Annotated in this window: 21 protein-coding genes; 10 read left to right on the top strand and 11 right to left on the bottom strand. The window is 61.1% G+C overall.

Annotated features, from left to right (window positions below; all coding sequences use genetic code 11):
• Positions 1-222 precede the first annotated feature (222 nt).
• The 5 genes from GTP23_RS21100 (at position 223) to GTP23_RS21080 (ending at position 4,269) form a co-directional block, all read left to right on the top strand.
• On the top strand, positions 223-1,056 hold the full coding sequence (locus tag GTP23_RS21100; RefSeq protein WP_229256219.1) for a hypothetical protein: 834 nt from the start codon (positions 223-225) through the stop codon (positions 1,054-1,056).
• A 1-nt stretch (position 1,057) separates the two neighbouring features.
• Positions 1,058-2,752 carry a single-stranded-DNA-specific exonuclease RecJ gene (gene recJ, locus GTP23_RS21095; protein ID WP_161036947.1) on the top strand — a complete coding sequence of 565 codons (1,695 nt, stop codon included), beginning with the start codon at positions 1,058-1,060 and terminating at the stop codon, positions 2,750-2,752.
• Between the two features lie 61 nt (positions 2,753-2,813).
• On the top strand, positions 2,814-3,251 hold the full coding sequence (locus tag GTP23_RS21090; RefSeq protein WP_155434000.1) for an MbcA/ParS/Xre antitoxin family protein: 438 nt from the start codon (positions 2,814-2,816) through the stop codon (positions 3,249-3,251).
• Entirely contained in the window at positions 3,252-3,926 is a 675-nt protein-coding gene (locus tag GTP23_RS21085) for an RES family NAD+ phosphorylase (RefSeq protein ID WP_161036946.1), read from the top strand.
• Between the two features lie 13 nt (positions 3,927-3,939).
• Entirely contained in the window at positions 3,940-4,269 is a 330-nt protein-coding gene (locus GTP23_RS21080; protein ID WP_161036945.1) for a DUF2288 domain-containing protein, read from the top strand.
• Here the strand turns inward: GTP23_RS21080 and GTP23_RS21075 are convergent.
• From GTP23_RS21075 to GTP23_RS21035, 9 genes are all read right to left on the bottom strand, one after another.
• On the bottom strand, positions 4,266-5,633 hold the full coding sequence (locus GTP23_RS21075) for an 8-oxoguanine deaminase (RefSeq protein WP_161036944.1): 1,368 nt from the start codon (positions 5,631-5,633) through the stop codon (positions 4,266-4,268). The two genes, GTP23_RS21080 and GTP23_RS21075, sit on opposite strands and share 4 nt — an antisense overlap.
• A complete protein-coding gene (locus tag GTP23_RS21070; RefSeq protein WP_161036943.1) occupies positions 5,630-7,687 on the bottom strand; it encodes an alpha/beta hydrolase domain-containing protein in 2,058 nt (685 codons plus the stop codon). The genes GTP23_RS21075 and GTP23_RS21070 overlap by 4 nt, the downstream gene beginning before the upstream one ends.
• Positions 7,681-8,136, bottom strand: coding sequence for a YbaK/EbsC family protein (locus GTP23_RS21065; RefSeq protein WP_161036942.1), 456 nt, complete (start codon positions 8,134-8,136; stop codon positions 7,681-7,683). Before GTP23_RS21065 ends, GTP23_RS21070 begins: the two co-directional genes overlap by 7 nt.
• 4 nt (positions 8,137-8,140) lie before the next feature.
• A complete protein-coding gene (locus GTP23_RS21060) occupies positions 8,141-8,863 on the bottom strand; it encodes an ABC transporter ATP-binding protein (RefSeq protein ID WP_155433995.1) in 723 nt (240 codons plus the stop codon).
• 21 nt (positions 8,864-8,884) lie between these two features.
• A complete protein-coding gene (locus GTP23_RS21055) occupies positions 8,885-10,834 on the bottom strand; it encodes a branched-chain amino acid ABC transporter ATP-binding protein/permease (RefSeq protein ID WP_161036941.1) in 1,950 nt (649 codons plus the stop codon).
• Positions 10,835-10,841: 7 nt separating this feature from the next.
• Entirely contained in the window at positions 10,842-11,732 is an 891-nt protein-coding gene (locus GTP23_RS21050; protein WP_161036940.1) for a branched-chain amino acid ABC transporter permease, read from the bottom strand.
• 81 nt (positions 11,733-11,813) lie between these two features.
• Complete coding sequence (locus GTP23_RS21045; protein ID WP_161036939.1) at positions 11,814-12,974, bottom strand: ABC transporter substrate-binding protein; 1,161 nt, start codon at positions 12,972-12,974, stop codon at positions 11,814-11,816.
• Positions 12,975-13,191: 217 nt separating this feature from the next.
• On the bottom strand, positions 13,192-13,734 hold the full coding sequence (locus GTP23_RS21040) for a tetratricopeptide repeat protein (protein WP_161036938.1): 543 nt from the start codon (positions 13,732-13,734) through the stop codon (positions 13,192-13,194).
• Entirely contained in the window at positions 13,731-15,752 is a 2,022-nt protein-coding gene (locus GTP23_RS21035) for a bifunctional 2',3'-cyclic-nucleotide 2'-phosphodiesterase/3'-nucleotidase (RefSeq protein WP_161036968.1), read from the bottom strand. Before GTP23_RS21035 ends, GTP23_RS21040 begins: the two co-directional genes overlap by 4 nt.
• A gap of 338 nt (positions 15,753-16,090) precedes the next feature.
• Between GTP23_RS21035 and prfB the strand changes: the two genes are divergently transcribed.
• From prfB to lysS, 3 genes are all read left to right on the top strand, one after another.
• Positions 16,091-17,195 (top strand): peptide chain release factor 2 gene (prfB, locus tag GTP23_RS21030; protein WP_161036937.1). Its coding sequence is split into 2 segments (ribosomal slippage): positions 16,091-16,171 and positions 16,173-17,195, totalling 1,104 coding nucleotides; the frame shifts between segments, so codons are not numbered across the junction.
• Complete coding sequence (locus GTP23_RS21025) at positions 17,195-17,872, top strand: HAD family hydrolase (RefSeq protein ID WP_161036936.1); 678 nt, start codon at positions 17,195-17,197, stop codon at positions 17,870-17,872. Before prfB ends, GTP23_RS21025 begins: the two co-directional genes overlap by 1 nt.
• 29 nt (positions 17,873-17,901) lie before the next feature.
• Positions 17,902-19,428 carry a lysine--tRNA ligase gene (lysS, locus tag GTP23_RS21020; RefSeq protein ID WP_161036935.1) on the top strand — a complete coding sequence of 509 codons (1,527 nt, stop codon included), beginning with the start codon at positions 17,902-17,904 and terminating at the stop codon, positions 19,426-19,428.
• Positions 19,429-19,510: 82 nt separating this feature from the next.
• Here the strand turns inward: lysS and GTP23_RS21015 are convergent, their stop codons facing one another.
• Positions 19,511-20,311, bottom strand: a complete 801-nt coding sequence (locus GTP23_RS21015; protein WP_161036934.1) for an SDR family NAD(P)-dependent oxidoreductase — start codon at positions 20,309-20,311, stop codon at positions 19,511-19,513.
• Between the two features lie 108 nt (positions 20,312-20,419).
• Between GTP23_RS21015 and GTP23_RS21010 the strand changes: the two genes are divergently transcribed.
• Positions 20,420-21,322, top strand: a complete 903-nt coding sequence (locus GTP23_RS21010; RefSeq protein WP_202412295.1) for a LysR family transcriptional regulator — start codon at positions 20,420-20,422, stop codon at positions 21,320-21,322.
• Between the two features lie 7 nt (positions 21,323-21,329).
• Here GTP23_RS21010 and ppnN read toward each other — a convergent pair whose 3' ends face one another.
• A complete protein-coding gene (gene ppnN / locus GTP23_RS21005) occupies positions 21,330-22,700 on the bottom strand; it encodes a nucleotide 5'-monophosphate nucleosidase PpnN (RefSeq protein WP_155433984.1) in 1,371 nt (456 codons plus the stop codon).
• 256 nt (positions 22,701-22,956) lie between these two features.
• On the opposite strand from ppnN, the gene GTP23_RS21000 reads away from it, so the two are divergent.
• The gene (locus GTP23_RS21000; protein ID WP_161036933.1) at positions 22,957-24,456 is read left to right on the top strand and encodes a peptide MFS transporter; all 1,500 of its coding nucleotides are present in this window, start codon (positions 22,957-22,959) and stop codon (positions 24,454-24,456) included.
• The last annotated feature ends 16 nt before the right edge of the window (positions 24,457-24,472 follow it).

Below are 24,472 nucleotides of genomic sequence, written 5' to 3'. Positions count from 1 at the left end.
CCCTGCCCCGTGTTGGCCTACAATGACGGAATGAACCAGCTTACCGTTGCACTACCCTTTGCTTTGCCGCCCGCCGAACTCGCTGGCGACCTCATTCGCGTGCTTGAAGCCCCTGCTCTGGCGACGTTGTTGTCTCGCCACAAACGTTTACGTTCAAGCATTTTCGATAGCGCTGTGCGCGCCCTGCCCCATGAAGTCTGGCTGGCTGGACTTGATACGGGCATGACAGACAGCCTGGCACTGGCCACCGGCGCCATGCTTGGCTATGGGCTGCAGGCGGCAGCACAGCAGGGCTACTGGTTCATGGTCCAGCCCAGCCACCTGCAGCTGGCCCGCACCCATCTGCTGCTGGCCGACCAGCGCGGCATCAGCCTGAGCGAAGCGGAATCGCGCGCCCTGTTCGATGCCGCGCGCCCCAGCTTCGAACAGCAAGGCGGCACGCTGCTGTACGCCACCCCGCAGCTATGGTTCTGGCGTGCCGACGACTGGGCCAGCCTCGACACCGCCACACCGGATGCCGCCGTGACGCAGAATGTCAGCGACTGGATGCCGGAAGGCGAACTGGCACGCGCCGGCCGCCGCCTGCAGAATGAAGTGCAGATGGCATGGCACGAACACCCCGTGAATCAGGCCCGCGAAGCCCGTGGTTCCGCCGTCATCAATGCCTGCTGGATCTGGGGCGGTGCTGCTGCGCGCACGAACGCGGTACCGGCACTGGCAGTGGCGGGCGGCCCTGACTGGCTGCAAGCCCTGACAGATCACACCTGGCGCAAGGCCAGCGCCCAGCAGCTGCTGGCCGCGCCGCGCCCCCTGATCGTGCCCGACCTGATCGGGCCGGCGCAGGCCGGTGAATGGTCCGTCTGGCTGGAACGCATGCAGACCATCGACCAGACCTGGCTGGCGCCTCTGCTGCAGGGGCTGCGCAGCGGCCAGATCGACCAGCTCACGCTGCTGCTGAGTGATCGCGAACGCACGCAGCAAGCTGATTGCAGCCGTCTGTCGCTGCGCACTTTCTGGCGCAAATGCAATCTAAACCATCTATCGAAGCAAGGCTGACATGACCCGTATCGCCACCCGCCCCTGTCCGCTGCGCGCGGCCGAAATGCTGCGTCAGGGCGGCATCCATCCGGTACTGGCGCGGCTGTATGCAGCACGCGGCCTGACCGATCCGCAGGAACTGTCCAGCGAACTGGCCGCCATGACACCACCGGGCGCGCTGCTGCACATCGATGCTGCCGCTGGCTTCCTGGCCGATGCTATCGCCCGTCAGGCCCGCATGGTCATTGTGGCCGATTACGATTGCGATGGTGCCACCGCCTGCGCCGTGGCTTTGCGCGGCCTGCGCAGCATGGGTGCGAATATCGATTTCATCGTGCCCAACCGCTTCGATTACGGCTACGGCCTGACGCCCGAAATCGTGGCCCTGACGGCGGCGGAAAAGCAGCCGGACATCATCATCACGGTCGACAATGGTATTGCCAGCATCAGCGGCGTGGCCGAAGCCAACCGGCGTGGCATCGCCGTGGTGGTCACCGACCACCACTTGCCGGGCGACGAACTGCCGGCCGCGCAGGTGATCGTCAACCCCAATCAGCCCGGCTGCGGCTTCCCCAGCAAGCATATCGCCGGCGTGGGCGTGGTGTTCTACGTGCTACTGGCCTTGCGCGCCGAACTGCGCCGCCGTGGCGTATTCGACGCCCAGACCCAGCCCAAGCTCGATCACCTGCTGGACCTCGTTGCACTGGGCACGGTGGCCGACGTGGTGCGACTCGACAGCAATAACCGCATCCTCGTGGCGCAAGGCCTGAAGCGCATGCGCGCCGGCCGCATGCACGCCGGCGTGGCGGCCCTGTTCCGCGTGGCGGGACGTAACCCGCGCACCGCCAATCCGTTTGATCTGGGCTTTGCGCTGGGACCGCGCCTGAATGCAGCGGGGCGGCTGGAAGATATGTCGCTCGGTATCGAATGCCTGATTACGGATGACGAAAGCCGCGCCTGGGAACTGGCCCAGCAGCTCAACGACATCAACCTCAAGCGCCGCGAAATCGAAGCGGAAATGCAGGATACTGCCCTGCTCCATCTGGACAGCTTCGAGCCGGCCCACAGCAGCACCATCTGCGTCTTCGATCCGGAATGGCATCAGGGCGTAATCGGCATCGTCGCCTCGCGCCTGAAAGAGAAGTTCTTCCGCCCCACCATCACCTTCGCCCCCGGCGGCGATGGCTGGATTAAAGGTTCGGGCCGCTCCATCCCCGGCTTCCACCTGCGCGATGCACTTGATCTGGTATCGAAAAAAGCCCCGTCACTGATCGACAAATTCGGCGGCCACGCCATGGCGGCTGGCCTGACACTGCGCGCCGACGCTTTCGATGCTTTTGCCGCCGCATTCGAAGAAGTGGGGCGCGCATGGCTGAGCAGCCAGCAGCTGGAACGCGTGGTCGAGACGGATGGCCCGCTGGAAGAGGCCTATTTCAGTACCGACTTCATCGCCCTGATGGATGGCCAGGTATGGGGGCAGGGTTTTGCCCCGCCCGTATTCTGCGACGATTTCCGCGTGGTCAGCCAGCGCATCCTCAAGGAACGCCATCTCAAACTGCTGCTGGAAAAGAATGGCGCGCGCTACGATGCGATCTGGTTCGGCCACACGGATGCGCTGGGCGAACGGGCCAAAGTGGCATTCCGGCTCGATGCCAACGAATACAACGGCGTAACAAAAGTGCAATTACTGGTCGAACACGCAGAAGCAGCCTGACACGTCACCGTTTGACCACCCTCCGGAAAAGGAGTATAAATACTCCAAAGACGGAGGAATCATGAATCTGACTTACGCCTACCCACGCAGCCGCTTCGAACCCACCATACTGGTCGACCTGAATGCCAAGGCCGAACGGGAGCGCCTGAGCAAAGCCGCTCTGAAGGGCTTTTTCAAACTGGTGGCAGCCTGGAAGCTGCGCGATGAAGACGCCCGCGAGCTGCTGGGCGGCATTTCCAACAGCGCCTATTACGAGTGGAAGAAGAAACCCGAGCGCACGCTGGAAGTCGATTGCATCACACGCATCTCCTATCTGCTGGGTATCTACAAGGCCTTGCACATTCTTTACGGCGACCAGCTGGCCGACGAGTGGATCAGCCTGCCCAATACCAATCTGCTGTTCGGCGGCCGCACGCCGCTGAACTATCTGCTCAGCGGCGGCCTGCCAGCCATGCAGATCGTGCGGCAGCTGCTCGATGCGCGACGCGGAGGCCTGTAAGTGCTGCCGCTGACGAGTTTGCGCCAGTTCGACACCTGCCGGCTGCTGCCGTCCCGTTACGCCGATACGGAGGACTCGGTACTGTCGCCACTGGCGGAGACGGATCAGGAACTGCACGACCTGTTCGAACTCGATAACGCCACCAATGCCCGCCTGCGCGCCCAGCATGGTGGCGCGGTCGGCATTACGACCGATGAACTGGTGTTCGGCGTGCCGCATTTCCGCATCATCAACGCCGCCTTTACCTACGCCCGCCCCGAAGGCAGCCGTTTCAATACGGGCGAACGGGGCGCATGGTATTGCGCCTTCGATGTGGCGACCGCCTTGGCCGAAGTGAGCTTCCATAAAGCTGTGGAGTATGCGGAGATCAAGCGCTATGACGATAGCGTGCAGTATCAGACCATGCTGGCCGATTTCACTGCCAGCTTCCACGATCTGCGCGGCCAATCGCGCTATCAGGACTGCCTGCAGCCGGATAGCTATATCGCCTCGCAGACGCTGGCCGAACGCCTGCTCGACAGCGGCGCGCTGGGGGTCATCTATCCCAGCGTACGCCATGCGGGCGGCACCAACCTCGCCTGCTTCCGCCCCGCGCTGGTGGGCAATGTTCGCAAAGGGGCCAGCTATCGGTTAACATGGCGGGGTAGTCCTGTCCCGAACATCGAACCACTGTGAGTCAAGCAAGCCCATGCAAACAAAACCTGAAAAAGATATCGAACTTCGCAACAAGGTCAATCGCGAAACGGCACGTCTGCCATGGACCGAGCTGCTCAAGCATTTTGCACAGGGTAATGTGGTGTGGATCGCCGATACGCTCGATCTGGTCGATGTCGCCGTACGCATTTCACATGACGACAAGGCCAATATCAGCCGCTGGATGGAAGCGGGCCTGCTTGCCAAAGTCAATGACGAACAGGCCCAGCGCTGGCTGGAAACCAGCGCCGAACTATGGGCCTGCGTGGTCAGCCCCTTCATACTGGTGCAACAGCAGAAAGCCGTACCGACCAGCGTCCACTAAGCGTTGCGGGCAGCCTGCGCCAGTTGCAGCGCCAGCCCGTTATGCCGCTCTATCAGCGCGGGCAGATCCAGTGTCGCCAGCTGCCCGTCGCGTACCACCACGCGGCCGTGGATAATGCTGTAGTCCACCGCCGGCGGCGTGCAGAACACCAGCGCCGCCACCGGATCGTGCAGCGCACCGGCTGTCGCGATGCCGTCCATGCGGAATAGCACCAGATCGGCCGACATGCCCGGCTTGAGTGCACCGATATCATCCCGATTCAGCACCCGTGCGCCACCCAGTGTGGCCAGTTCCAGCGCCTGCCGCGCCGTCATGGCGTCCGGGCCAAAGCCCACGCGCTGCAGCAGCATGGCCTGCCGCACTTCGCCCAGCATATGGCCGGCATCGTTGGAAGCACTGCCATCCACGCCCAGTCCCACGGCCACGCCACGGTCGAGCATCTTGCGGATAGGCGCTATGCCGGAAGCCAGCCGCATATTCGAACACGGACAGTGGGCGATGCCCGTGCCCGTGCGGGCAAACAGATAGATGCCGTCGTCATCCAGCTGGACACAGTGGGCATGCCACACATCGTGCCCTACCCAGCCGCAGTCTTCCGCATATTCGGCCGGCGTCATGTTGAACTTCTCGCGGCTGTAGGCAATATCGTTGGCGTTTTCTGCCAGATGGGTGTGCAAGGATACGCCGTAGCTGCGCGCCAGTGCCGCCGCCTCCTTCATCAGATCACGCGACACGGAAAACGGCGAACAGGGCGCCACCACCACGCGCTGCATGGCATGGCGGCCGGCGTCGTGATACTGCTCGATCAGGCGCTGGCTATCCTTGAGGATGGCCGCTTCGCTCTCCACCACACGGTCGGGCGGCAGGCCGCCTTGCGACTGGCCCACGCTCATGGAACCGCGCGCGGCGTGGAAACGCATGCCGATCTCGCTGGCCGCCTCGATGCTGTGATCGAGCTTGCAGCCATTCGGGTAGATGTACAGATGATCGCTGCTGGTAGTGCAGCCGGACAGTATCAGCTCGGCCATCGCCGTCTGGGTCGACACTCGCACCATTTCCGGTGTCAGCCCTGCCCAGATGGGATACAGATTGGTCAGCCAGTTAAACAGTTCGCCGTTCTGCGCCGCCGGTATGGCGCGCGTCAGGCTCTGGTACATATGGTGATGGGTGTTGATCAGCCCCGGCAACACCACGTGGGCGCTGGCGTCGATCACCTCGTCCGCCGTCTGTGGCAGATCGGCGCTATAGCCCACCTGTTCGATCACATGATCGCGGATGAAGATGGCACCATCGGCCAGTTCGCGGCGTTGCTCGTCCATCGTGACCAGCACACGCGCATTTTTTATCAATAAGGTTTTACTCATGGTGTAGCGTAAAGATAGTTGCAGCCCTGATCGGCCGGATCACGTTGCTGGATACGGTCGTACAGGCCCAGATTGCCGGCCATGGTGCGCTCCAGATCTTCCGGCAACAGCAGACGCGCGCGGATCAGGTTTTCAGCGGCGCCACGTACGGCATCTGCAAAGTTTTCACGGGTCGGATAGCGTTCGGCCAGACTGGGACGCGGATCGCCAGCGGCCAGCCGCTCGGCCTCGGTGCGTGCGAACGGCACGAAGCTGCCATCGAAACGCGACGTGGCCCAGCCAAAGCCGGTGTCAGGTGCACGCAGATTCCAGCCCGTGTGCGTGCCCAGTGGTGCCTGCACTTCCACCAGTCGCACCCCGCCCTTGTCATTGCCGTCGCCATCCGGCACCGGCACCAGCGTTTCGTATTCGGCGCCCTGTTTGGGCGGCACCGTATCGGCGATACCGAAGCGCTCGTAACGCCAGCCGAACTTCAGCCGTGGCTCGCGCAGATTCTGTTCGGGTGGTGTGATGCCCAGCCCTTTTGGGAATACGGCGCGATAATCGGCCACGCTGGTCAGCGTATGCTCGTTCAGGCTGGGATAGGCGCTGGCTGGCGGCGCCTTGCCCTGACTGGTCCATTCATCCAGCGCCAGCACCAGTGCGCGCATGGTGGTGTAATGGTCGCTGGTAGAAACGCAGGCCGTGAACGGCGCGCGCGTACGCGAGCGTCCCACATAATGCTGCGCTCCCATTAGGCCGTACAGGCGCACATTCTCTGGCGGCGCCACATCGAGCCCCCCATCGGGCGTGGTGGCGACCAGCGAAGCGCCACGGTTCCAGAACTCGGTCGAAGTATTGGCAATGAATAGCTTGGGCAAACGGCCCTGACGGTCGCGCGCCTTGTCGAGGGTGGATGCGGTCTTGCCCATCACAGGGTCACGCGTAGGCGCTGCCGTGAACGGGAAGGCATCGGCCGGATAGTCGTGCTCCTCCAGCATGGAAGGGTGACGGGTAGGCTGGACGAAACGACTGTTAAAACCGGCCGAACCACCGGCACCGGGCACGTGCAGGTAGGCGCCATCGAACACCAGCTTGCCGCCTTCGTCCACATTCAGGCCATCATGCAGCATGCGGCCTATCAGGCGGCCGGACTGGCTGATGCCGAACATCAGAATATTTTTCGGCACAGGCGCGCCTTCCAGCGGATGGTCGCGCAGATAGGACAGCAGATCACGGATACCGGCCATGCCGGCGCCAGCCACATACGGATCGCGGGCCACATAGCTCAATTCGTAAATCACGCCAGTCTGGAATCCACCTTCCAGCCGTATCCGCCCCGGACCGCCCGCCTGCGCCGGTTCGACGAACTGCCAGCTACTCCGTGGTATAGGCCGGCGCGGCTCCTCCGGCCGGCGGCGCCGGGTCAGCTGGGCATGGGGATCGTTAGGCGTGGCCGGTTCATAGGTCAGCCCGCGCATGCCGGCATAGCTGGCGATATCGCTTACGGCATTGACGATGAATTCGTTGTTCACCCTGCCCTGCACGCCTTTCAGCACGGGCGGAACCAGCACCAGCGGGCGCGCTGCCGGTGCGCCCGGTGCCACGTCCCAGGTCCAGGCCGAAAACAGCAGGCTGAAACCATGCCGCATCAGGAAACCATCGCCGGCATCTTCCGCCGTGGCGGGGTCGTTATTGGCCGGGCTGCGGCCATTGATCTGCCCCAGCATGGCGATGCCGCCGCGGTTATTGACGTCGTAAATCAGGGTAGTCGGCTTGCCATGCACTGGACGCAGCAGCACGAATTCACTGGAAAAGTGCACCCGCCCGTATTCATCGCGCGGCGCCCGTCCCAGATCAACGATGCCGGCATTGGCGCGCTCGCGCGGGTCGAGCGCAAAATGGGCCACGCCGCGGATTTTTTCGTATGCACCAGCCTCGCCGTAACTGGTGCCGGCCGCAAACGGCACGCGCTCGCGGATTTCGATGCGTTCCACAGCAGCCTGCGCCAGTACCGTGAAGCCGCCCAGCACAGCCAGCGTCATGGCACTGGCCATTCGGCCAAGCTTCAGCATACGTCCACCCACTGGCCCGCCGTCACGCTGGCGATCATGGCCGGTGTAATGCGCACAGCGCTATTGATGGAACCGGCCGCCGGCAGCACTTCATCATAATTATTGAGCGACTGGTCCAGATAGATGGGGATCTGCTGCGCCAGTCCGAACGGGCAGACGCCGCCGACGGGATGGCCGGTAATATCGGCCACTTCGTCTGGCGCCAGCATCTTGCCTTTGCCGAAAGCGTCCTTGAATTTGCGATTATCGATACGTGCCACGCCACTGGCCACCAGCAGTATGATCTTCCCTTCGCCTAGCCGGAACGCCAGTGTCTTGGCGATCCGGCCCGGTTCCACCCCGTGCGCTTCGGCAGCCAGTGCTACGGTGGCGGTACTCACATCCAGTTCGATGATGGGCATCTGCATGTCGCGAGCGACGAAAAAATCACGTACCGATTGCAAACTCATATAGCTAGTGTCCTCCTCCCAGGTAGGCCGCAATCACCTTGGGATCTGTTTTCAGGCTCTCCGCCGGGCCGTGGACGGAAATACTGCCATTCTCCAGCACATAGCCATAATCGGCAACGTTTAGTGCAGCGGCGGCAAACTGCTCCACCAGCAGCATGGTCACACCTTCCGTCTTGAGCCGCTGGATGATGCGGAACACTTCTTCCACCAGTATCGGCGCCAGTCCCATCGACGGTTCATCGAGCAGGATGACTTCGGGGTTGAGCATCACGGCGCGCGCCATGGCCAGCATCTGCTGCTCGCCGCCGGACAGCGTACCGGCCAGCTGGGTCTGACGCTCCTTCAGGCGGGGGAACAGGTCCAGCGCCTTGTCCAGATCGTGCTTGATATCGCCTTTGGGGCGGGCGCGGGTAAATCGCGGGAAGGCGCCGAGCAGCAGGTTGTCCAGCACCGTCATCGACGCGAACACACGCCGCCCTTCCGGCGAATGGGCCAGACCGGCACGGGCTATCCGGTGCGAATCCACGCCGGTAATGTCCTTGCCATCCAGCGTTACCTTGCCGCCCTTGGGCTTGAGCATGCCGGAAATGGCGCGCATGGTGGTGGTCTTGCCGGCACCGTTAGAGCCGATCAGCGTCACCAGCTTACCCTTGGGGACTTCCAGTGAAATACCGTGCAGGACTTCGACTTTGCCATAGGCAGCCTGCAGATTTGAAATCGAAAGCATGGGCTATCCTTATCTGTCTATTCAGTGCGCCGCCGGCGCTTTGGTACCGCCGTGTTCTTCACCGCTGCCGCCAAGGTAGGCCTCGATCACCTTGGGATCGTTCTGCACGGCGTTAGGCACACCTTCCGCGATCTTCTGGCCGAAGTCCAGCACCGTCACCGTATCGGACAGCGCCATCACCACGTCCATATGGTGTTCGATCAGGATGATGGTGATGCCGTGGTCGCGGATCTTGCGGATGATGGCCATCAGCTCCTTGATATCGGGTGCCGTCAGACCAGCCGCCGGTTCATCGAGCAGCAGCAGACGCGGACTCAGACCCAGTGCACGGCCTATCTCCAGCAGGCGCTGCTTACCATACGGCAGATTGCGCGCTTCCTCGTTGGCCATGGCGGACAGGCCGACAAATTCGAGGATGCTGGCAGCACGGTCACGCGCGGCTTTTTCCTCAGCCTTGTAACGGGGCGTCTGCAGCATCACATCCAGCACATTCGATTTGAAGGTATTGTGCAGGCCGACCAGCACGTTCTCGGTGGCCGTCATTTCACCGAATAGCTGCACGTTCTGGAAGGTCCGCGCTACGCCGCCCAGCGCAATCTCCGATGGCGTACGGCCAGAAATCACCGCACCGGCAAAGCTGACCTTACCGTTGGTAGGCTTGTAGATCCCCGTCAGCACATTCATCATGGTGCTCTTGCCGGAACCGTTAGGCCCGATCAGGCCATGGACCGAGCCCTGAATCACGTTCAGGTTCACCTGATTCAGCGCTTTCAGACCGCCGAACTGCATCAGGATCTGGTCGACCTGCAGCAGCGTACTGCCGGCCGTGCCGCCCTGTGCACGGTCGAACGGCGCCACGCCGCTGGCCGCCACACCCTGCGCATGCTGGGCGCCGCGCCCCATCAGGTTCTGCAGGAAGCCGACGATACCGTCCTGCAGGTAGTACACCACGAACAGCGTCATCAGGCCGAAGATGGTCAGACGCCAGTCGACGATGTTCTCCAGCTTGAACGAGGTTGCCGCCATGCCGATGGTGGCCACCAGCGGCACCAGCACGCCGCGCACCGTGCTGCGCTTTTTGGCCAGCATCAGTGCCGAACCGAGCACCCCAAGTACCGCGGCAGCAACGGCAATCTGGCGGAACAGTTCGATGTCGGCCAGCAGGCTAGGCAGCATTACCACGATCAGCGCGCCGATCAGCGAACCGGAACGGGTCTTGCGGCCGCCCATGATCACGGCCAGCAGGAACAATATGGTCAGCTCGAAGTTGTAGGTATTGGGCGAGATGTATTCTTCCGAATACGCATACAGGCTACCCGCCAGACCGGCGAAACCGGCGCTGATGATGAAGGCATACACCTTGTAGCGGTACACCGAAACGCCCATACAGTCGGACGCAATCGGACTATCGCGCAGCGCTTCGAACGCGCGGCCCAGATTCGATTTGAGCACGCGGTGCACGATCACCAGCGCCAGCACCATCAGCACGGCCACCATGTAGTAGTAGCCCACTTCACTGAGCTTCTGACCGAGGATCACCGGCTTGGCGATCTTGATGCCCATCGGCCCTTCCGTCAGGAAGGTCATCTCGTTGATCAGAATCTGGATGATGGTGCCGAAGGCCAGCGTCACCATGGCCAGATACGGCCCCGTCACGCGCAGCGCCGGCAGCGCAAGGATGGCACCAAAGATGGCGGCACTGGCTATGCTGGCCGGTATCGCCACCCAGAACGGCGCACCCAGTTTGAACGCCAGCACACCGGTGGCATACGAGCCGATGCCGAACAGGCCCGCATGGCCCAGCGACACCTGCCCCGTATAGCCGACCACGATATCGAGGCCGAACAATAGTATCGCGTAGATCAGTATCGTTTCGAATAGATGGATATAGTAAGGATTAGGAATCAGCACCGGATACAGTGCCAGTACCGCCAGTCCGAGTACGCTTGCTGCAAGTAGCTTCTTGTTCATGTAGACCTCAGACTTTCTTGATGGCGGCTTTGCCGAACAGGCCGGACGGTTTCACCGCCAGCACCAGCAACAGCAGCAGCAAGCCCGGCACTTCCTTGTAGCCGGTCGAGATGTAGTAACCCGTCATGGTCTCGGCGATGCCCAGTATCAGCCCGCCGACGATGGCGCCGACGCCCGAAGTCAGACCGCCGATAATCGCCACGGCAAACGCCTTCAGGCCCAGCGAAGCGCCCATGGTGGCACCCGTCAGCGTCAGCGGCGCCACCAGCACGCCGGCAAATGCCGCCGTGGCCGAGGACAGCGCATACGAGAAGGTAATCACCATGCCCGTATTAATCCCCATCAGGCCGGCCGCATCGCGGTCATTGGCCGTAGCGACGACGGCTTTGCCGTAGATGGATTTACGGTTGAACAGCTCGACGGCAGCCATGATGGCCAGTGCGCCCACGATCACGGCGATCTGCATGGGCTGCACATTGGCGCCCAGGATTTCTATCGGTGCGGAACTGAGCGGCATGGGGAAAGTCAGGTCATCCTTGCCCCAGATATTCTCCGCCACGTTCTTGAAGATGATGGCCAGCGCGATGGTGGACATGATCCAGCCGAATTCCGATTTGATTTTAATGGCAGGCCGTACGCCTATCCATTCGACGAACATGCCCTGCAGCCCGCCGAACACGATCACCAGCGGTATCATCAGCAGATAGCTCATGTAAGGGCCGCCGTGGATATTCCCCACCAGACTGAGGCCGACCAGCGCGCCCAGCATCAGCGATTCTCCCTGACCGAAATTGAGGGTGCCGGAAGTGGCAAAGGTTAGCTGGTAGCCGAATGCGATGACGGCATAGATCATGCCGAGCGCAATGCCACTGAACGCCAGTTGCAGCAGTATTTCCATAATTACCACCGATAGTCAGTGTCGATAAGAAAAAGGCCAGACTTGACGCATCAAGACTGGCCAGGACCAGAATCGCAGGGCTTACTTACCAGCCGCCACGACCTTGCCATCTTTGACTTCACCGAACACGGTGATGTCGGCCGTGATGGCTTCGTGGTTATCTTTGCTATATGGCTTGCTGTAGGTGGTGACCACGCCGTCGATCTTCTCGTTCAGGCTTTCCAGCGCGGCTTTGACTTTCGGCCCTTCGGTGCTACCGGCCTGCTTGATGGCGGCTGCCAGCAGATAGATCGAATCGTAACCCTGCGCGGCCGACACTGGCGAAGGCATACGGTCGCCCGGCGGGTGATAGGCTTTTACGTAAGCGTCGATGAAGGCCTTGCGCTTGGGCGTATTCGGGTCCTGAATAAAGGTTTGCGGCATGCGGGTGCCGTTGCCGTTCTTGCCGGCGTTGTCGATAAAGTTAGCCATCGACAGCGTCCAGCTGCCGATCAGCGGCACTTTCCAGCCCAGCTTTTCCATGCCGTTGGCGATCTGCGCCAGTTCAGGGCCGATACCGTAGGTCAGCACTACTTCGGCGCCGGCCTGCTTGGCTTTCAGCAGCTGGGCCGTCATGTCGACGTCTTTCAGGTTGTACTTCTCGATGGCGACGGCTTTCATGCCTTTCTTGTCGAGCGCCTTCTCCAGATCTTCACGGCCTAGCTGGCCGTAGTTGGTGGAGTCGGCCAGTATCGCCACCTTCTTGAATTTGCGGTTGTCGACGGCTTCCTGCACGATCATGTGCGACTGGATGCTGTCATTGGCCGAGTTGCGGAAGATGTAGTTCTCAGGCTGGTCGGCAAACTGCTTGGTGATAATGGAGCCGGTGGCCACATTGTTCATCACAGGAATCTTGGCGTCCTGATAAAAACGCTGCGAAGCCAGCGCCACGCCGGTGTTAATGTAGCCGACGGTAGCGACGACGCGTTCCTTGTTGATCAGCTCCTGCGCGATCTGTACGCCACGTTCGTTCTTGGCTTCGTCGTCGCGTTCGATCAGCTGGATCTGGCGGCCCAGCACACCGCCCTTGGCATTGATTTCCGCCACGGCCAGCTTGACGCCGTCACGCATGGAGACGCCCATGGGCGCAGAACCGCCCGTGAACGGACCTGCCACACCGATCTTGATGGGGTCGGCCGCCATGGCGCCAGCCGAGAAACCGAGTGCGATACCTGCTACGAGCATCTTCAACTTGAAAGTCATCTGCTATCTCCTGTTATACAACGTTTTTATAGTGTGAATTACGCTGAAACTACGCTGGAAATACGGCTGGACCACGCCCCATCGATGATGCATTGTAGGTGGCTTATCTTGTGTGAGCAACAGATACATGTGCGGCATCGCAGCAAGCGAAAACGCTTGCTGCGACTGGCCTCGTTGTAAGATCGCTGTAAGGAAGTTTGCTTAGCAAACAGGGGCTTTACATGCCCGAAGGACGGCGCTCGAACGCCCGCTGGGCAAAGCGCATCTGGGTTTCATAGAGCGCTTCGTTACGCTCGAAACCCATGGAACCATCGCGCAGGCCGATGGCCATGGCCATCACGGCATCCGGGTATTCCAGATCGGCCGCCTTCTCTATCCAGCGGCGCGCTACCAGCTCGTCGCGCTTGACGCCTTCGCCGCTCAGATACAAGCGTGCCAGCGCGAACATCGCGGCCGGCATCTGGTGGTTGGCCGCGAACGCGAGCCAGTGCGCAGCAGTCTTGGCATTGGCGGCTACGCCCATGCCGTTACGGTACATCATGCCCAGATAGTAGGCGGCCTGCGCATCGCCTGCCTTGGCGGCAGTGCTGAACAGCGCGAAGGCCCTGGGCAGATCCACCGGCACTTCAGCGCTACCGCGTAGATACAGGCGCGCCTGATCGACCGGACCAGCGCAAGCGCCTGAGCCTGCGCCCATCAGCAGAGTCGATAACAGCGCCGCCAGCAGCGTGCGCACCGGTTTAGTGCAAAGTTTGATCATAGTGACAAATCTATCGCATACAAGGCCAGCCCTTTGCCGCCGCCATCGTCATTTTTCAACTGGGTGATGCCGCGCAGGCCAGCCTCCTCGGCCAGCTCCTGCAGCTGCGGCGCCGAATGGAATACCACCGCAGCGCGCGTCTTCAGCGGTGCAAAGTGCCAGCTGCGCTGGGCGCCGTCACGGTTACGGTTCAACTGGCGCCGTTCACGGATATAGCTGATCAGCACATCGCGGCTGGCATCCGGTGCCGCCAGTACGGTGCGGCTGCCATCCAGTGCGGGGAAAGCCCCGCCGCCACTGGCGCGGTAGTTATTGGTCGCCACCAGAAACTGCTGATCTGCCAGCACAGCCGCGCCGCGATAACTGAGGCCGCCGATGCGCTGGCCCACTGGTTTGCTGATATCAATCTGATAGCTGACATCGGCATCTGTCAGCATATCGAAATTAAATCCGGGCACGGCGGGATTGACCAGCTCCTGCACGGCAGTACTGGCCGGATCGATGCGGTTGAAACGCTCGGCCGATTTTTCCAGCCACGCCTTGAGTTCGGCGCCATTCACTCGCACCACATGCAGCGCATTCGGATACAGATACAGGTCGGCCACATTATTGAGCGCCAGACCGCCTGCCAGCACATCGGTGTAATCCGCCGCGCCAGCCGCACCAGCCTTGAACGGCGAGGCCATGGACAGCACGGGCAAGCCGCCCCACGCGGGATGGCTGGTTTCCACATAGCGCTGCACATAAGCCGTCTGCGCCTGATTCACGACCTGTATGGCCGTGCTGTCGCCCACATCGGCGAAATAACTACTCATACGGAAGTCGCTATGCCCGACCGGCGACTGCACGTAGCGTATGGTGGCTTCATGCTCAAGCCCCACCAGCTGCGCCAGCGCGCCATCGGCTGGCACGTAACTGCGGTCCGGCTGGCGGGTCGAACGCACTTCCACCGTGGTGGCGTCGCGGTCCACCAGCCAGCGCTGGCCATCGTAGCGCAGCCGCAGGCCGATCACGCCCAGATCTTTCCCCCACAGATTGGCCATCACGGAGGGCACGCCGTGCACGCGGCCGCGCACCTTGTCCACGCCCGGCAGATTGAAAGCGGGCAGCGTGCTGGCTGCCTGCGGGAAGCTCTGGTGCGCATGCCCCATCAGCAGCACGTCCACCCCGGGCACTTGTGCCAGATAGTAGCCGGCATCTTCCATCCCCGCCGTGTAAGGCGCGCCATCGAGCCCGCCATGGGCCAGCGCGATCACCAGATCGGCCCCCTGCTCGCGCATCTGCGGGATGTATTGCAGTGCCGCTTCGCGTACGCCTTGCGCATACACCTTGCCTTCCAGCGCACGCTGGTCCCACTGCAGCACGCCGGGCGGAGTAAAACCGATGATGCCGATGCGTAGCGTACTGCGCACCGGCGTACCATCCGGCCCCGTGGCACTGATCTGGCGCTGCAAAATCCGGTAAGGCGGGAACAGCGGCGCATGCGTACGGCTGCTGTAGATATTCGCCAGCACCAGCGGGAAGGCCGGGCCGGCGCAGCGGGCCGCGTCGCTGGCCACGCCGCCCACCTCGAAATGGCTGGCCGTGACCTGATTCAGATAGGCCAGCCCATAGTTGAATTCATGGTTGCCGATGCCGCCACCGTCGTAGCCCAGCTGGTTCATGGCCTTGTAGGCGGCCAGCGTCTGCTTGCAGGGCAGCGGCGCGACCAGCGCCTGATAATCGGCCAGCGCCGTGCCCTGTATGGCATCGCCGTTATCGAGCAGCACATGGTTGGGGAATTCGCTGCGCGCCTGCGCGATCAGGGTCGCCGTGCGTTCCAGACCGATGGAAGGATCGGCCTTGAGCTTGTAGTAATCGTAGCCCAGCAGATTGGCGTGCAGATCGGTCGTCTCGAGCACGCCCAGCGTAGCGCGGCTGCCGGCCGGCGGCGCAGCCTCGCGCAGCAGGCTGACGCAAGCCGTGAGGCTGGCAGCCAGCAAGGCGGGCAACAGTGCTAGCCGGCCCCTGCGCCACATTACGGAGCGGGCAGAAACGGCACGAACGGAGGCAGAACCCATGGGTGAGCGGTTTCCAGAAATGTAAATATTTTTGACAACGACACACTGCGCGGAATCATACGCAGTCAGCCTGCCGGCCAGAAGCAAGGCGCAGACCAAAGGCGAGATATTACCTGTTTTATGGCATAAATGGCAGCATTTCACGCCTAATTTCCCGCATAAACACCCCGTTCGCACCGGATCCCGCCACAAACAGCGGGCCCGTAATGGGTAAAACAAGGGCAGATAGCTACAAGAGCATGGCCTGCCTAGGGTATAATCTAGGGTTTGATTTCAGCCTGAGAAAAGAAGAAAACATGGAAGCCGAACGCATCAACTCCCTCTCCGCCCTGCTCGCCGATCTGACCACGCGCGAAGCCGAACTTCGGAGGTATCTTTGACTTCGATAAGAAGTCGGAGAAACTCGAACAGGTAAACGAAGAGCTGGAAGATCCTACCGTCTGGAACGAGCCGAAAAAGGCTCAGGATCTGGGCAAGGAAAAGAAATCGCTGGAAGCAGTGGTATTCACCCTGACCAAAGCCAATACCGACCTGCAGGACATGGGCGATCTGTTCGCCATGGCCAAGGAAGAAGGCGACGACGACACGCTGGAAGCGCTGATCGTCGATGCGGAAGAAGTCCGCAAAGTCATCGAAGGCATGGAATTCCGCCGGATGTTCAACAATCCTATGGATCCGAACAACTGCTTCATCGACATCCAGGCCGGTGCCGGCGGTACCGAAGCCCAAGACTGGGCTTCCATGCTGCTGCGCCAGTACCTGCGCTATGCCGAACGCAAAGGCTTCAAAGTCGAAGTCATGGAACAGTCGGACGGCGAGGTGGCCGGCATCAAGACCGCCACCATCAAGGTGGAAGGCGATTACGCCTATGGCTTCCTGCGCACGGAAACCGGCGTGCACCGTCTGGTGCGCAAGTCGCCGTTCGATTCGTCCAACGGCCGCCACACGTCGTTCACGTCGCTGTTCGTGTATCCGGAAGTGGATGACTCGATCGATATCGAAGTCAATCCGGCCGATCTGCGCATCGACACCTACCGTGCGTCCGGCGCCGGTGGTCAGCACATTAACAAAACCGACTCCGCCGTACGTCTGACCCACGGCCCGACGGGCATCGTCGTGCAGTGCCAGAATGACCGTTCGCAGCACCGCAACAAGGCCGAAGCGATGGAAATGCTGAAAGCTAAGCTGTATGAACTGGAACTGCGCAAGCGCATGAGCGAGCAGCAGAAACTGGAAGACTCCAAGACCGATGTGGGCTGGGGCCACCAGATCCGTTCCTATGTGCTGGACCAGTCGCGCATCAAGGACCTGCGTACCAACTTCGAAACGGGTAACACCAAGGGCGTACTGGACGGCGATCTGGACGACTTCATTTCCGCTTCGCTGAAACAGGGCGTCTAATGCACAGCACTCCGGCCCGCGCCTTCATCTTCGATATGGATGGCACCCTCGTCGACAACATGGCTTACCACATGCAGTCGTGGCTGAGCTTTTTTGCCCGTCAGGGTCTGGAGCTGGAGCCAGACGCATTTTTCCGCGCGACGGCCGGGCGCCAGAGCCACGAGATTCTGGCCGCCTATCTGGGCGACCATCTGACGCGTGAAGACTACGCCCGCTTCGATCAGCAAAAGGAATCGCTCTACCGCGAACTGTATGCGCCCCATCTGGCGCCGGCCGGCGGGCTGGAAGCCTTCATGGCCAGCGCCAGGCGCGCCGGCGTGCGCATGGCAGTGGCCACGGCCGCACCGACGGAAAACATCGACTTCACGCTCGATGGGCTGGACCTGCGCGCCGAATTCGATGCGATTGCCGGCGCCGCCGATGTGGCGCGCGGCAAGCCACATCCGGACGTGTTCCTGCTGGCAGCCCAGCGTAGCGGCGCTCTGCCCGAGCACAGCATCGTGTTCGAAGACGCACCGCTGGGCGTGGAAGCCGCACGCCGCGCCGGCATGCGCGCCGTCGTACTGACCACTACCCTGCCGGCCGAAGCATTTGCCGGTTTCGATAACATCATCGCCATGGCGCGCGATTTCAGCGAACTCGATGTCGAATCGCTGTTTGCCAGCGCCACCGTTTAACACTCACTACCTCAACAGAAGAAATGACCATGACTACGGATCATCACGAACACCCAGCGCATGACGAAAACAAGATCATCGCCGAGCGCCGCGCCAAGCTGGCCGCCATCCGCGAACAAGGCGTAGCCTTCCCGAACGACTTCAAGCCGGAACACAAGGCGGCCGATCTGCATGTGCAATTTGGCGAGAAGACCCGTGAAGAGCTGGAAGCCAACCCCGTCAACGTGGTGCTGGCTGGCCGTATGATGCTGAAACGCGAAGCCGGCAAAAAAGCCGCTTTCGCCACCCTGCAGGATTCCTCGGGCGCGCGCGCCGATGGCCGCATCCAGATCTACGTCACGCTGGACCTGACCGGCGAAGCCGCCATGGCTGCCCTGCACCACTACGATCTGGGCGACATTCTGGGCGTGACCGGCACCCTGTTCAAAACCAAGACCGATGAACTGACCATCAAGGTCAGCACCCTGCGTCTGATTACCAAGTCGCTGCGTCCGCTGCCGGACAAATTCCACGGCCTGGCCGATCAGGAAACCAAATACCGTCAGCGCTATGTTGACCTGATCATGAACGAAGAGACGCGCCGTACCTTCAAGGCCCGTACTGCTGCCATCTCGTCGATGCGCCGTTTCATGGAAAAGAACGCCTTCATGGAAGTGGAAACGCCGATGCTGCACACCATCCCCGGTGGCGCTGCGGCCAAGCCTTTCATCACTCACCACAACGCGCTGGACATGCAGATGTTCCTGCGTATCGCACCTGAGCTGTACCTGAAGCGTCTGGTGGTGGGCGGCTTCGACCGCGTGTTCGAGATCAACCGCAACTTCCGTAACGAAGGCGTGTCGATCCGTCACAATCCAGAATTCACCATGATGGAGTTCTACGCGGCCTACACCGACTACAAGTGGATCATGGACTTCACGGAAGAAATCATCCGTCAGGCCGCCATCGATGCCCACGGCACCGCCACCCTGACCTACGGCGGCCGCGAACTGGATCTGGCCAAGCCTTTCCATCGCCTGACCATCGTCGAAGCCATCAACAAGTATGCGCCGGGCTACACCCCTGAACAGCTGACCGACATGGAATTCCTCACCAAGGAACTGGCCAAGTTCGGCGTCAAGCCGTTCGCCACTTCCGGTCTGGGCGCGCTGCAACTGGCGCTGTTCGAAGAGACCGCCGAAGCCCAGCTGTGGGAACCGACCTTCATCATCGACTATCCGGCCGAAGTATCGCCACTGGCCCGTGCATCCGACACGCAGGCCGGCATCACCGAGCGCTTCGAGCTGTTCATGGTGGGCCGCGAAATCGCCAACGGCTTCTCCGAGCTGAACGACGCCGAAGACCAGTCGGCCCGCTTCCTCGCTCAGGTTGCTGCCAAGGACGCCGGTGACGAAGAAGCCATGTTCTACGATGCCGACTACATCCGCGCACTGGAATACGGCATGCCGCCAGCCGGTGGTTGCGGTATCGGTATCGACCGTCTGATGATGATCATCACCGATTCGCCTAACATCCGCGACGTACTGCTGTTCCCGCACCTGCGCCGCGAGGAGTAAGCTAAACAATATGCATGCTGCGCGTGCATAGCAAAAGGCCCGCGGATGCGGGCCTTTTTTTATACCTCAGCGCAGGATGCGCTTATACCAGCATGCCACCCGAAGCTTCGATGCGCTGCGCATTGATCCAGCCGCTACGCTGGTCCAGCAGGCTGGCCACGGCACCGCCGATATCATCGGCCTCGCCAACGCGGCCCAGTGCCGTCGCTGCCGCCACATGGGCGTTGATCTGCGGGTTGTCGCGCACTGCGCCGCCGCCGAAATCTGTCGCAATCGCGCCCGGCGCCAGCGTGTTGACGCGGATGCCGCGTGGGCCCAGTTCCTTGGCCAGATAGCGCGTCAGCACTTCCACCCCGCCCTTCATGATGGCGTAGACAGCCTTGCCGGGGAAGGAGAAGCGCGCCAGACCGCTGGACACATTCAGAATCTGGCCGCCATCAGCCAGCAGCGGCAGCAGGGTCTGGGTCAGGAAGAACACGCCTTTCAGATGGACGTTCAGCATCTCGTCGAACTGCTGTTCGGTGGTATCGGCAAACGCCACGTCGCCACCATTACCGGCGTTGTTGACCAGCGCATCGAACTGGCTGCGGCCAAACTGGGCCTGCAGCACGGCCGCGAAACGGCTGCGGAAATCAGCAAAGCCGGCCACGACGCCACTGTCGAGCGCCAGAGCTGCGCCCTGGCGACCCAGCGCACGTACTTCCGCCAGCGTGGCCTCGGCCGCATCGGCCCGTTCCTTATAGGTGATCACCACGTCCCAGCCAGCGCGCGCCAGATGGATGGCGGCCGAGCGCCCCAGTCCGCGGCTGCCGCCCGTAATCAGGGCCAGACGGCCGTTCGAAACAGTGGTATTACTTGCAGTGTTAGCGATGTTGTTGCTCATGTCAGACTCCTATCTCGTTCATGCTCGCCACGTGGAGCAGATGAAATAGAGTGTAATTCCGTATAATGAATGGATAAACCAGCGAAATCCGACATCACTATTCGAAAAATGAAACCAATCCAGACGGAAGACTTGAGAATTTTTAGCTGGGTGGCCAGACTGGGCAGCTTTACCCGCACAGCCGACCGGCTCCAGCTACCGCGCGCCACTATCTCGAATGCCATCCAGCGGCTGGAAGAGCAGCTCGGTGCGCGCCTGCTGCAAAGAACCACGCGGCGCGTACAGATCACCCGCGAAGGTGCCGATCTACTGGAACGCTGCGACCGTCTGCTGGAAGATCTGGACGACATCAGCGCCCTGTTCCGTCAGGGCGACCAGCTACGGGGTCGCATCCGTGCCGACATGCCGCTAGGTCTGGCGGCGCAGGTCAGCGCCCAGCTGGCCGGCTTTCTGGCCGCGCATCCGCAAGTGCAGGTAGACCTGTTCAGCACCGACCGTCGCGTCGACCTGCTGGGCGAAGGCTTCGATCTGGTGGTAAGGGTAGGTGCCGTCGTGGACCAGTCGCTGGTCGCGCGCCCGCTGCCGCCACTGGAATTGATCAACGTGGCCAGTCCGGCCTATCTGGCGCACTATGGCACACCGGCCACGCTGGACGATCTGGCGCAGCACTGGCTGGTCAACTACCAGCCCAATCCTGCCAGCCAGCCGGCCGGCTTCGAATACTGCGATAGTGCCAGCGGCCGGACGCATTACCTCGCCATGGGCCACAAAGTCACGGTGAATAACAGCGTGGCGTATAGCGCGGCCTGCCGTGGCGGGCTAGGCATCGCCCAGCTGCCGCAGTCGGCCGCGCAGGCCGACATACAGGCCGGCCTGCTGGCGCAGGTGCTGCCCGACTATCTGCCTGCGCCCATGCCCAGCCACATCCTGTTCCCGCACCGGCGCAACATCCCCAAGCGGGTCCGGGTATTCGCCGACTGGCTGGGCGAAATGGTTCAGACCATGCGATAAAGCCGGCTTACTGGATCACGCGGTAGCAAGGCGTGTAGTGTTTACCGGCCAGTTTCATGCGGTGCTGAACCACGAAGGAAGCCAGCAGCGCATCCATAGGCTCCATGATCTCCTTGTCGCCGTGGATTTCGAACACGCCGTGCTTTTCCACGGCGCGTATGCCCTCTTCCTTCACATTGCCAGCCACCACGCCGGAGAAAGCGCGGCGCAGATTAGCCGCCAGCAGATGCACGGGCTGCTGCTTGTGCAGGCTCAGTTTGCGCATGTTCTCGTGGGTAGGCGCAAACGGACGCTGGAACTCGTGGTCTATCTTCAGGCCCCAGTTGAAGTAATAGGCATCGCTGCGCAACTTGCGGTATTCGCGCACTTCCTTGATCCCGTTCTGCATTTCGCGCGCCACCAGTTCCGGATCGTCGATGATGATCTTATAGCGCTGCTGCGCCTCCGGTCCCAGTGTATCGTGGATGAACTGGTTAATCTGCACGAAGTACTCGCGCGAAGTTTCCGGTCCCGTGAAGATCAGCGGGAAAGGAATCTCGGCATTATCCGGGTGCAGCAGGATGCCGAGGATGTACAGGATTTCCTCGGCCGTGCCGGCACCACCGGGAAACACCACGATGCCATGGCCCGTACGCACGAACGCTTCGAGGCGCTTCTCGATATCAGGCATGATCACCAGTTCATTGACGATGGGGTTGGGCGATTCGGCCGCAATGATGCCCGGCTCGGTGATGCCCAGATAGCGCCCGTTGGTAAAGCGCTGCTTGGCATGGCCTATGGTGGCGCCCTTCATCGGCCCCTTCATGGCGCCCGGCCCGCAGCCGGTGCAGATATCCAGATCGCGCAGGCCCATCTGGTAGCCCACTTCCTTGGAATAGGTGTATTCGGCGCGGTTGATCGAGTGGCCGCCCCAGCACACCACCAGCTTGGGATTAAGCAGAGGTTTCAGCACATCGGCATTGCGCAGGATGTGGAACACGGCATCGGTAATGCCTTCCGTGCTCTCTACATCAAACTTCGGATTGTCACTGATTTCGCTGCTGACGAAAACGATATCGCGCAGCACCGCAAACAGGTGCTCGTGTATGCCCTTGATCATTTTGCCATCGACGAAAGCGATACCCGGCGCGCCCTTGATATCGAGCTTGATGCCGCGCTCGCGCTGCAGAATGCTGATATCGAACGATTCATAGCGTTCCAGCAGTTCCTTGCCATCGTCGATGGTGCTGCCGCAATTGAGCACGGCCAGTGCGCAGCGGCGCAAAGTATTAAACAGGCCACCCTGGCTGGTATCGAGCAGTTTGGCCACCTCCGCCTTGGACAGGACTTCCAGATGTCCTTCCGGCGAAATCAGGGTATCGACAACGTCATGTTCCATGATGCGTAAATCCTTATTCAATTTCGATGCACGGCACTATGTGCCGCGCCCTCAATATACGACAAACCGCCGTTCTGCGGGGCCGAGATTGTGCATTCCTGTTATGGTTAATTTAATAGCACAAATGCCACAACTTTAGGAACCATGCATCAAATTGCCCGTTGCCGGCGATTTGTAGATTAAAATGGCGCCCACTTGGCACCCCACGAGGGAGTCCGAGAGACTTTTTTCGATCATAAAAAATAGGAGAAGCCGCATGAGCGGTGCGACCACCACCAATACGGAAGCGAAGATTCCCGAGTTCAAACAGATCATGGGCCACCCTGCCCCGCTCTGGATGTTGTTCATGACCGAGTTCTGGGAGCGTTTTGCCTTCTACGGCATACGCTGGGCCCTGGTTCTCTACGTTGTGGCCCAATTCTACAGCGGCGACCCAACGGGCGAATCGGCTGCCAATCTGGTGTACGGTTCCTATCTGGCGCTGGTTTATGCCGCAGCGCTGTTCGGCGGCTACGTGGCAGACCGCGTGCTCGGTTATCAGCGCTCGATTCTGGTGGGCGCCTCGTTCATGGCCGCCGGCCTGTTCATGATTGCCTTGCCTGACCAGACCGTGTTCAAATTCGGTCTGGCGACCATCATCGTCGGTAACGGCATGTTCAAACCGAATATCTCGACCATGGTAGGCAAGCTGTATGGTGCCGCCGACCCGCGTCGCGATTCCGGCTTCACCATTTTCTACATGGGCATCAACTCGGGCGCGCTGGTCGCGCCAGTGCTGACCGAGTGGCTGGCTTCGGCCGTCTTCGGCAACCACGGCATGCCTGCCTACAAAGTAGTGTTCCTGTCGGCCGGCGTCGGTATGCTGGTTAGCCTGGTATGGTTCTTCATCGGCCGCGCCCAGCTCAAAGGCATCGGTGCTCCGGACCAAAGCAACGCCGACCCCAAGCGCATGGTCTACGTGGTACTGGGCTCGCTTTGCGTGATTCCGCTGGTGTACCTGCTGCTGGCCGCTGGCGCAGCCAATCTGCAGATCGTGCTGTCCGGCCTGTTCATCCTGCTGTCCGTGATGCTGCTGGTAGAAGGTATCCGCAACGGCAAAGTAGCGCGCGACAAAGTCATCGCCATGCTGCTGATCTTCTTCTTCAATATCATGTTCTGGATGTTCTTCGAACAGGCTGGCAGCTCGTTCACCTTCCTGGCCGACAAAATCGTTGACCGCGTAATGTTCAACTGGACTTTCCCGGTAGCCTGGTTCCAGACCGTGAACTCGCTGGCCATCATTTCCTGCGCTCCTGTCATCGCCTTCATCTGGGTGGCCATGCGCGGTGCCAATCCTTCGATTCCGCGCAAATTCGGCCTCGGCCTGCTGTTCAATGGTGCCGCTTTCGGCCTGCTGATGTATGCGCTGTCGATGCTGGTCAACGTCGACAACAAGATCCCGTTCTGGACCCTGTTCATGGTCTACGTACTGCAATCGATCGGTGAACTGTGCCTGTCACCTATCGGCCTGTCGATGGTGACCAAGCTGGCACCTACCCGTCTGGTCGGTCTGGGTATGGGTGGCTGGTTCCTGTCTACCGGTATCGGTAACAACCTGTCGGGCATCTTCGCTTCCCACGTCAGCGGCGAAGCCGGTATGTCGATCACCTCGGCACTGAGCGGCTACACCTTCGGCTTCTACTCGCTGATGGCTGGCGGCGTGCTGCTGTTCCTGATCGCTCCCCTGATCCAGAAACTGATGCACGGTGTGAAGTAATATAGGCAGCGCCGCG

The organism is Duganella fentianensis, assembly GCF_009857835.1.
Taxonomy (GTDB): domain Bacteria; phylum Pseudomonadota; class Gammaproteobacteria; order Burkholderiales; family Burkholderiaceae_D; genus Rugamonas; species Rugamonas fentianensis.
The sequence above is the reverse complement of the archived record's forward strand: the minus strand, read 5'-3'. Positions and strand labels throughout refer to the sequence as shown.

Coding starts and splice junctions, on each gene's coding strand:
- GTP23_RS21010 (WP_202412295.1), top strand. CDS start 20,420: ATGAAACCAATCCAGACGGAAGACTTGAGAATTTTTAGCTGGGTGGCC.
- GTP23_RS21040 (WP_161036938.1), bottom strand. CDS start 13,734: ATGATCAAACTTTGCACTAAACCGGTGCGCACGCTGCTGGCGGCGCTG.
- GTP23_RS21035 (WP_161036968.1), bottom strand. CDS start 15,752: ATGTGGCGCAGGGGCCGGCTAGCACTGTTGCCCGCCTTGCTGGCTGCC.
- GTP23_RS21060 (WP_155433995.1), bottom strand. CDS start 8,863: ATGCTTTCGATTTCAAATCTGCAGGCTGCCTATGGCAAAGTCGAAGTC.
- GTP23_RS21100 (WP_229256219.1), top strand. CDS start 223: ATGACAGACAGCCTGGCACTGGCCACCGGCGCCATGCTTGGCTATGGG.
- GTP23_RS21025 (WP_161036936.1), top strand. CDS start 17,195: ATGCACAGCACTCCGGCCCGCGCCTTCATCTTCGATATGGATGGCACC.
- GTP23_RS21065 (WP_161036942.1), bottom strand. CDS start 8,136: ATGAGTTTGCAATCGGTACGTGATTTTTTCGTCGCTCGCGACATGCAG.
- GTP23_RS21075 (WP_161036944.1), bottom strand. CDS start 5,633: ATGAGTAAAACCTTATTGATAAAAAATGCGCGTGTGCTGGTCACGATG.
- GTP23_RS21090 (WP_155434000.1), top strand. CDS start 2,814: ATGAATCTGACTTACGCCTACCCACGCAGCCGCTTCGAACCCACCATA.
- ppnN (WP_155433984.1), bottom strand. CDS start 22,700: ATGGAACATGACGTTGTCGATACCCTGATTTCGCCGGAAGGACATCTG.
- recJ (WP_161036947.1), top strand. CDS start 1,058: ATGACCCGTATCGCCACCCGCCCCTGTCCGCTGCGCGCGGCCGAAATG.
- GTP23_RS21015 (WP_161036934.1), bottom strand. CDS start 20,311: ATGAGCAACAACATCGCTAACACTGCAAGTAATACCACTGTTTCGAAC.
- GTP23_RS21055 (WP_161036941.1), bottom strand. CDS start 10,834: ATGAACAAGAAGCTACTTGCAGCAAGCGTACTCGGACTGGCGGTACTG.
- GTP23_RS21080 (WP_161036945.1), top strand. CDS start 3,940: ATGCAAACAAAACCTGAAAAAGATATCGAACTTCGCAACAAGGTCAAT.
- lysS (WP_161036935.1), top strand. CDS start 17,902: ATGACTACGGATCATCACGAACACCCAGCGCATGACGAAAACAAGATC.
- GTP23_RS21045 (WP_161036939.1), bottom strand. CDS start 12,974: ATGACTTTCAAGTTGAAGATGCTCGTAGCAGGTATCGCACTCGGTTTC.
- GTP23_RS21070 (WP_161036943.1), bottom strand. CDS start 7,687: ATGCTGAAGCTTGGCCGAATGGCCAGTGCCATGACGCTGGCTGTGCTG.
- GTP23_RS21050 (WP_161036940.1), bottom strand. CDS start 11,732: ATGGAAATACTGCTGCAACTGGCGTTCAGTGGCATTGCGCTCGGCATG.
- GTP23_RS21000 (WP_161036933.1), top strand. CDS start 22,957: ATGAGCGGTGCGACCACCACCAATACGGAAGCGAAGATTCCCGAGTTC.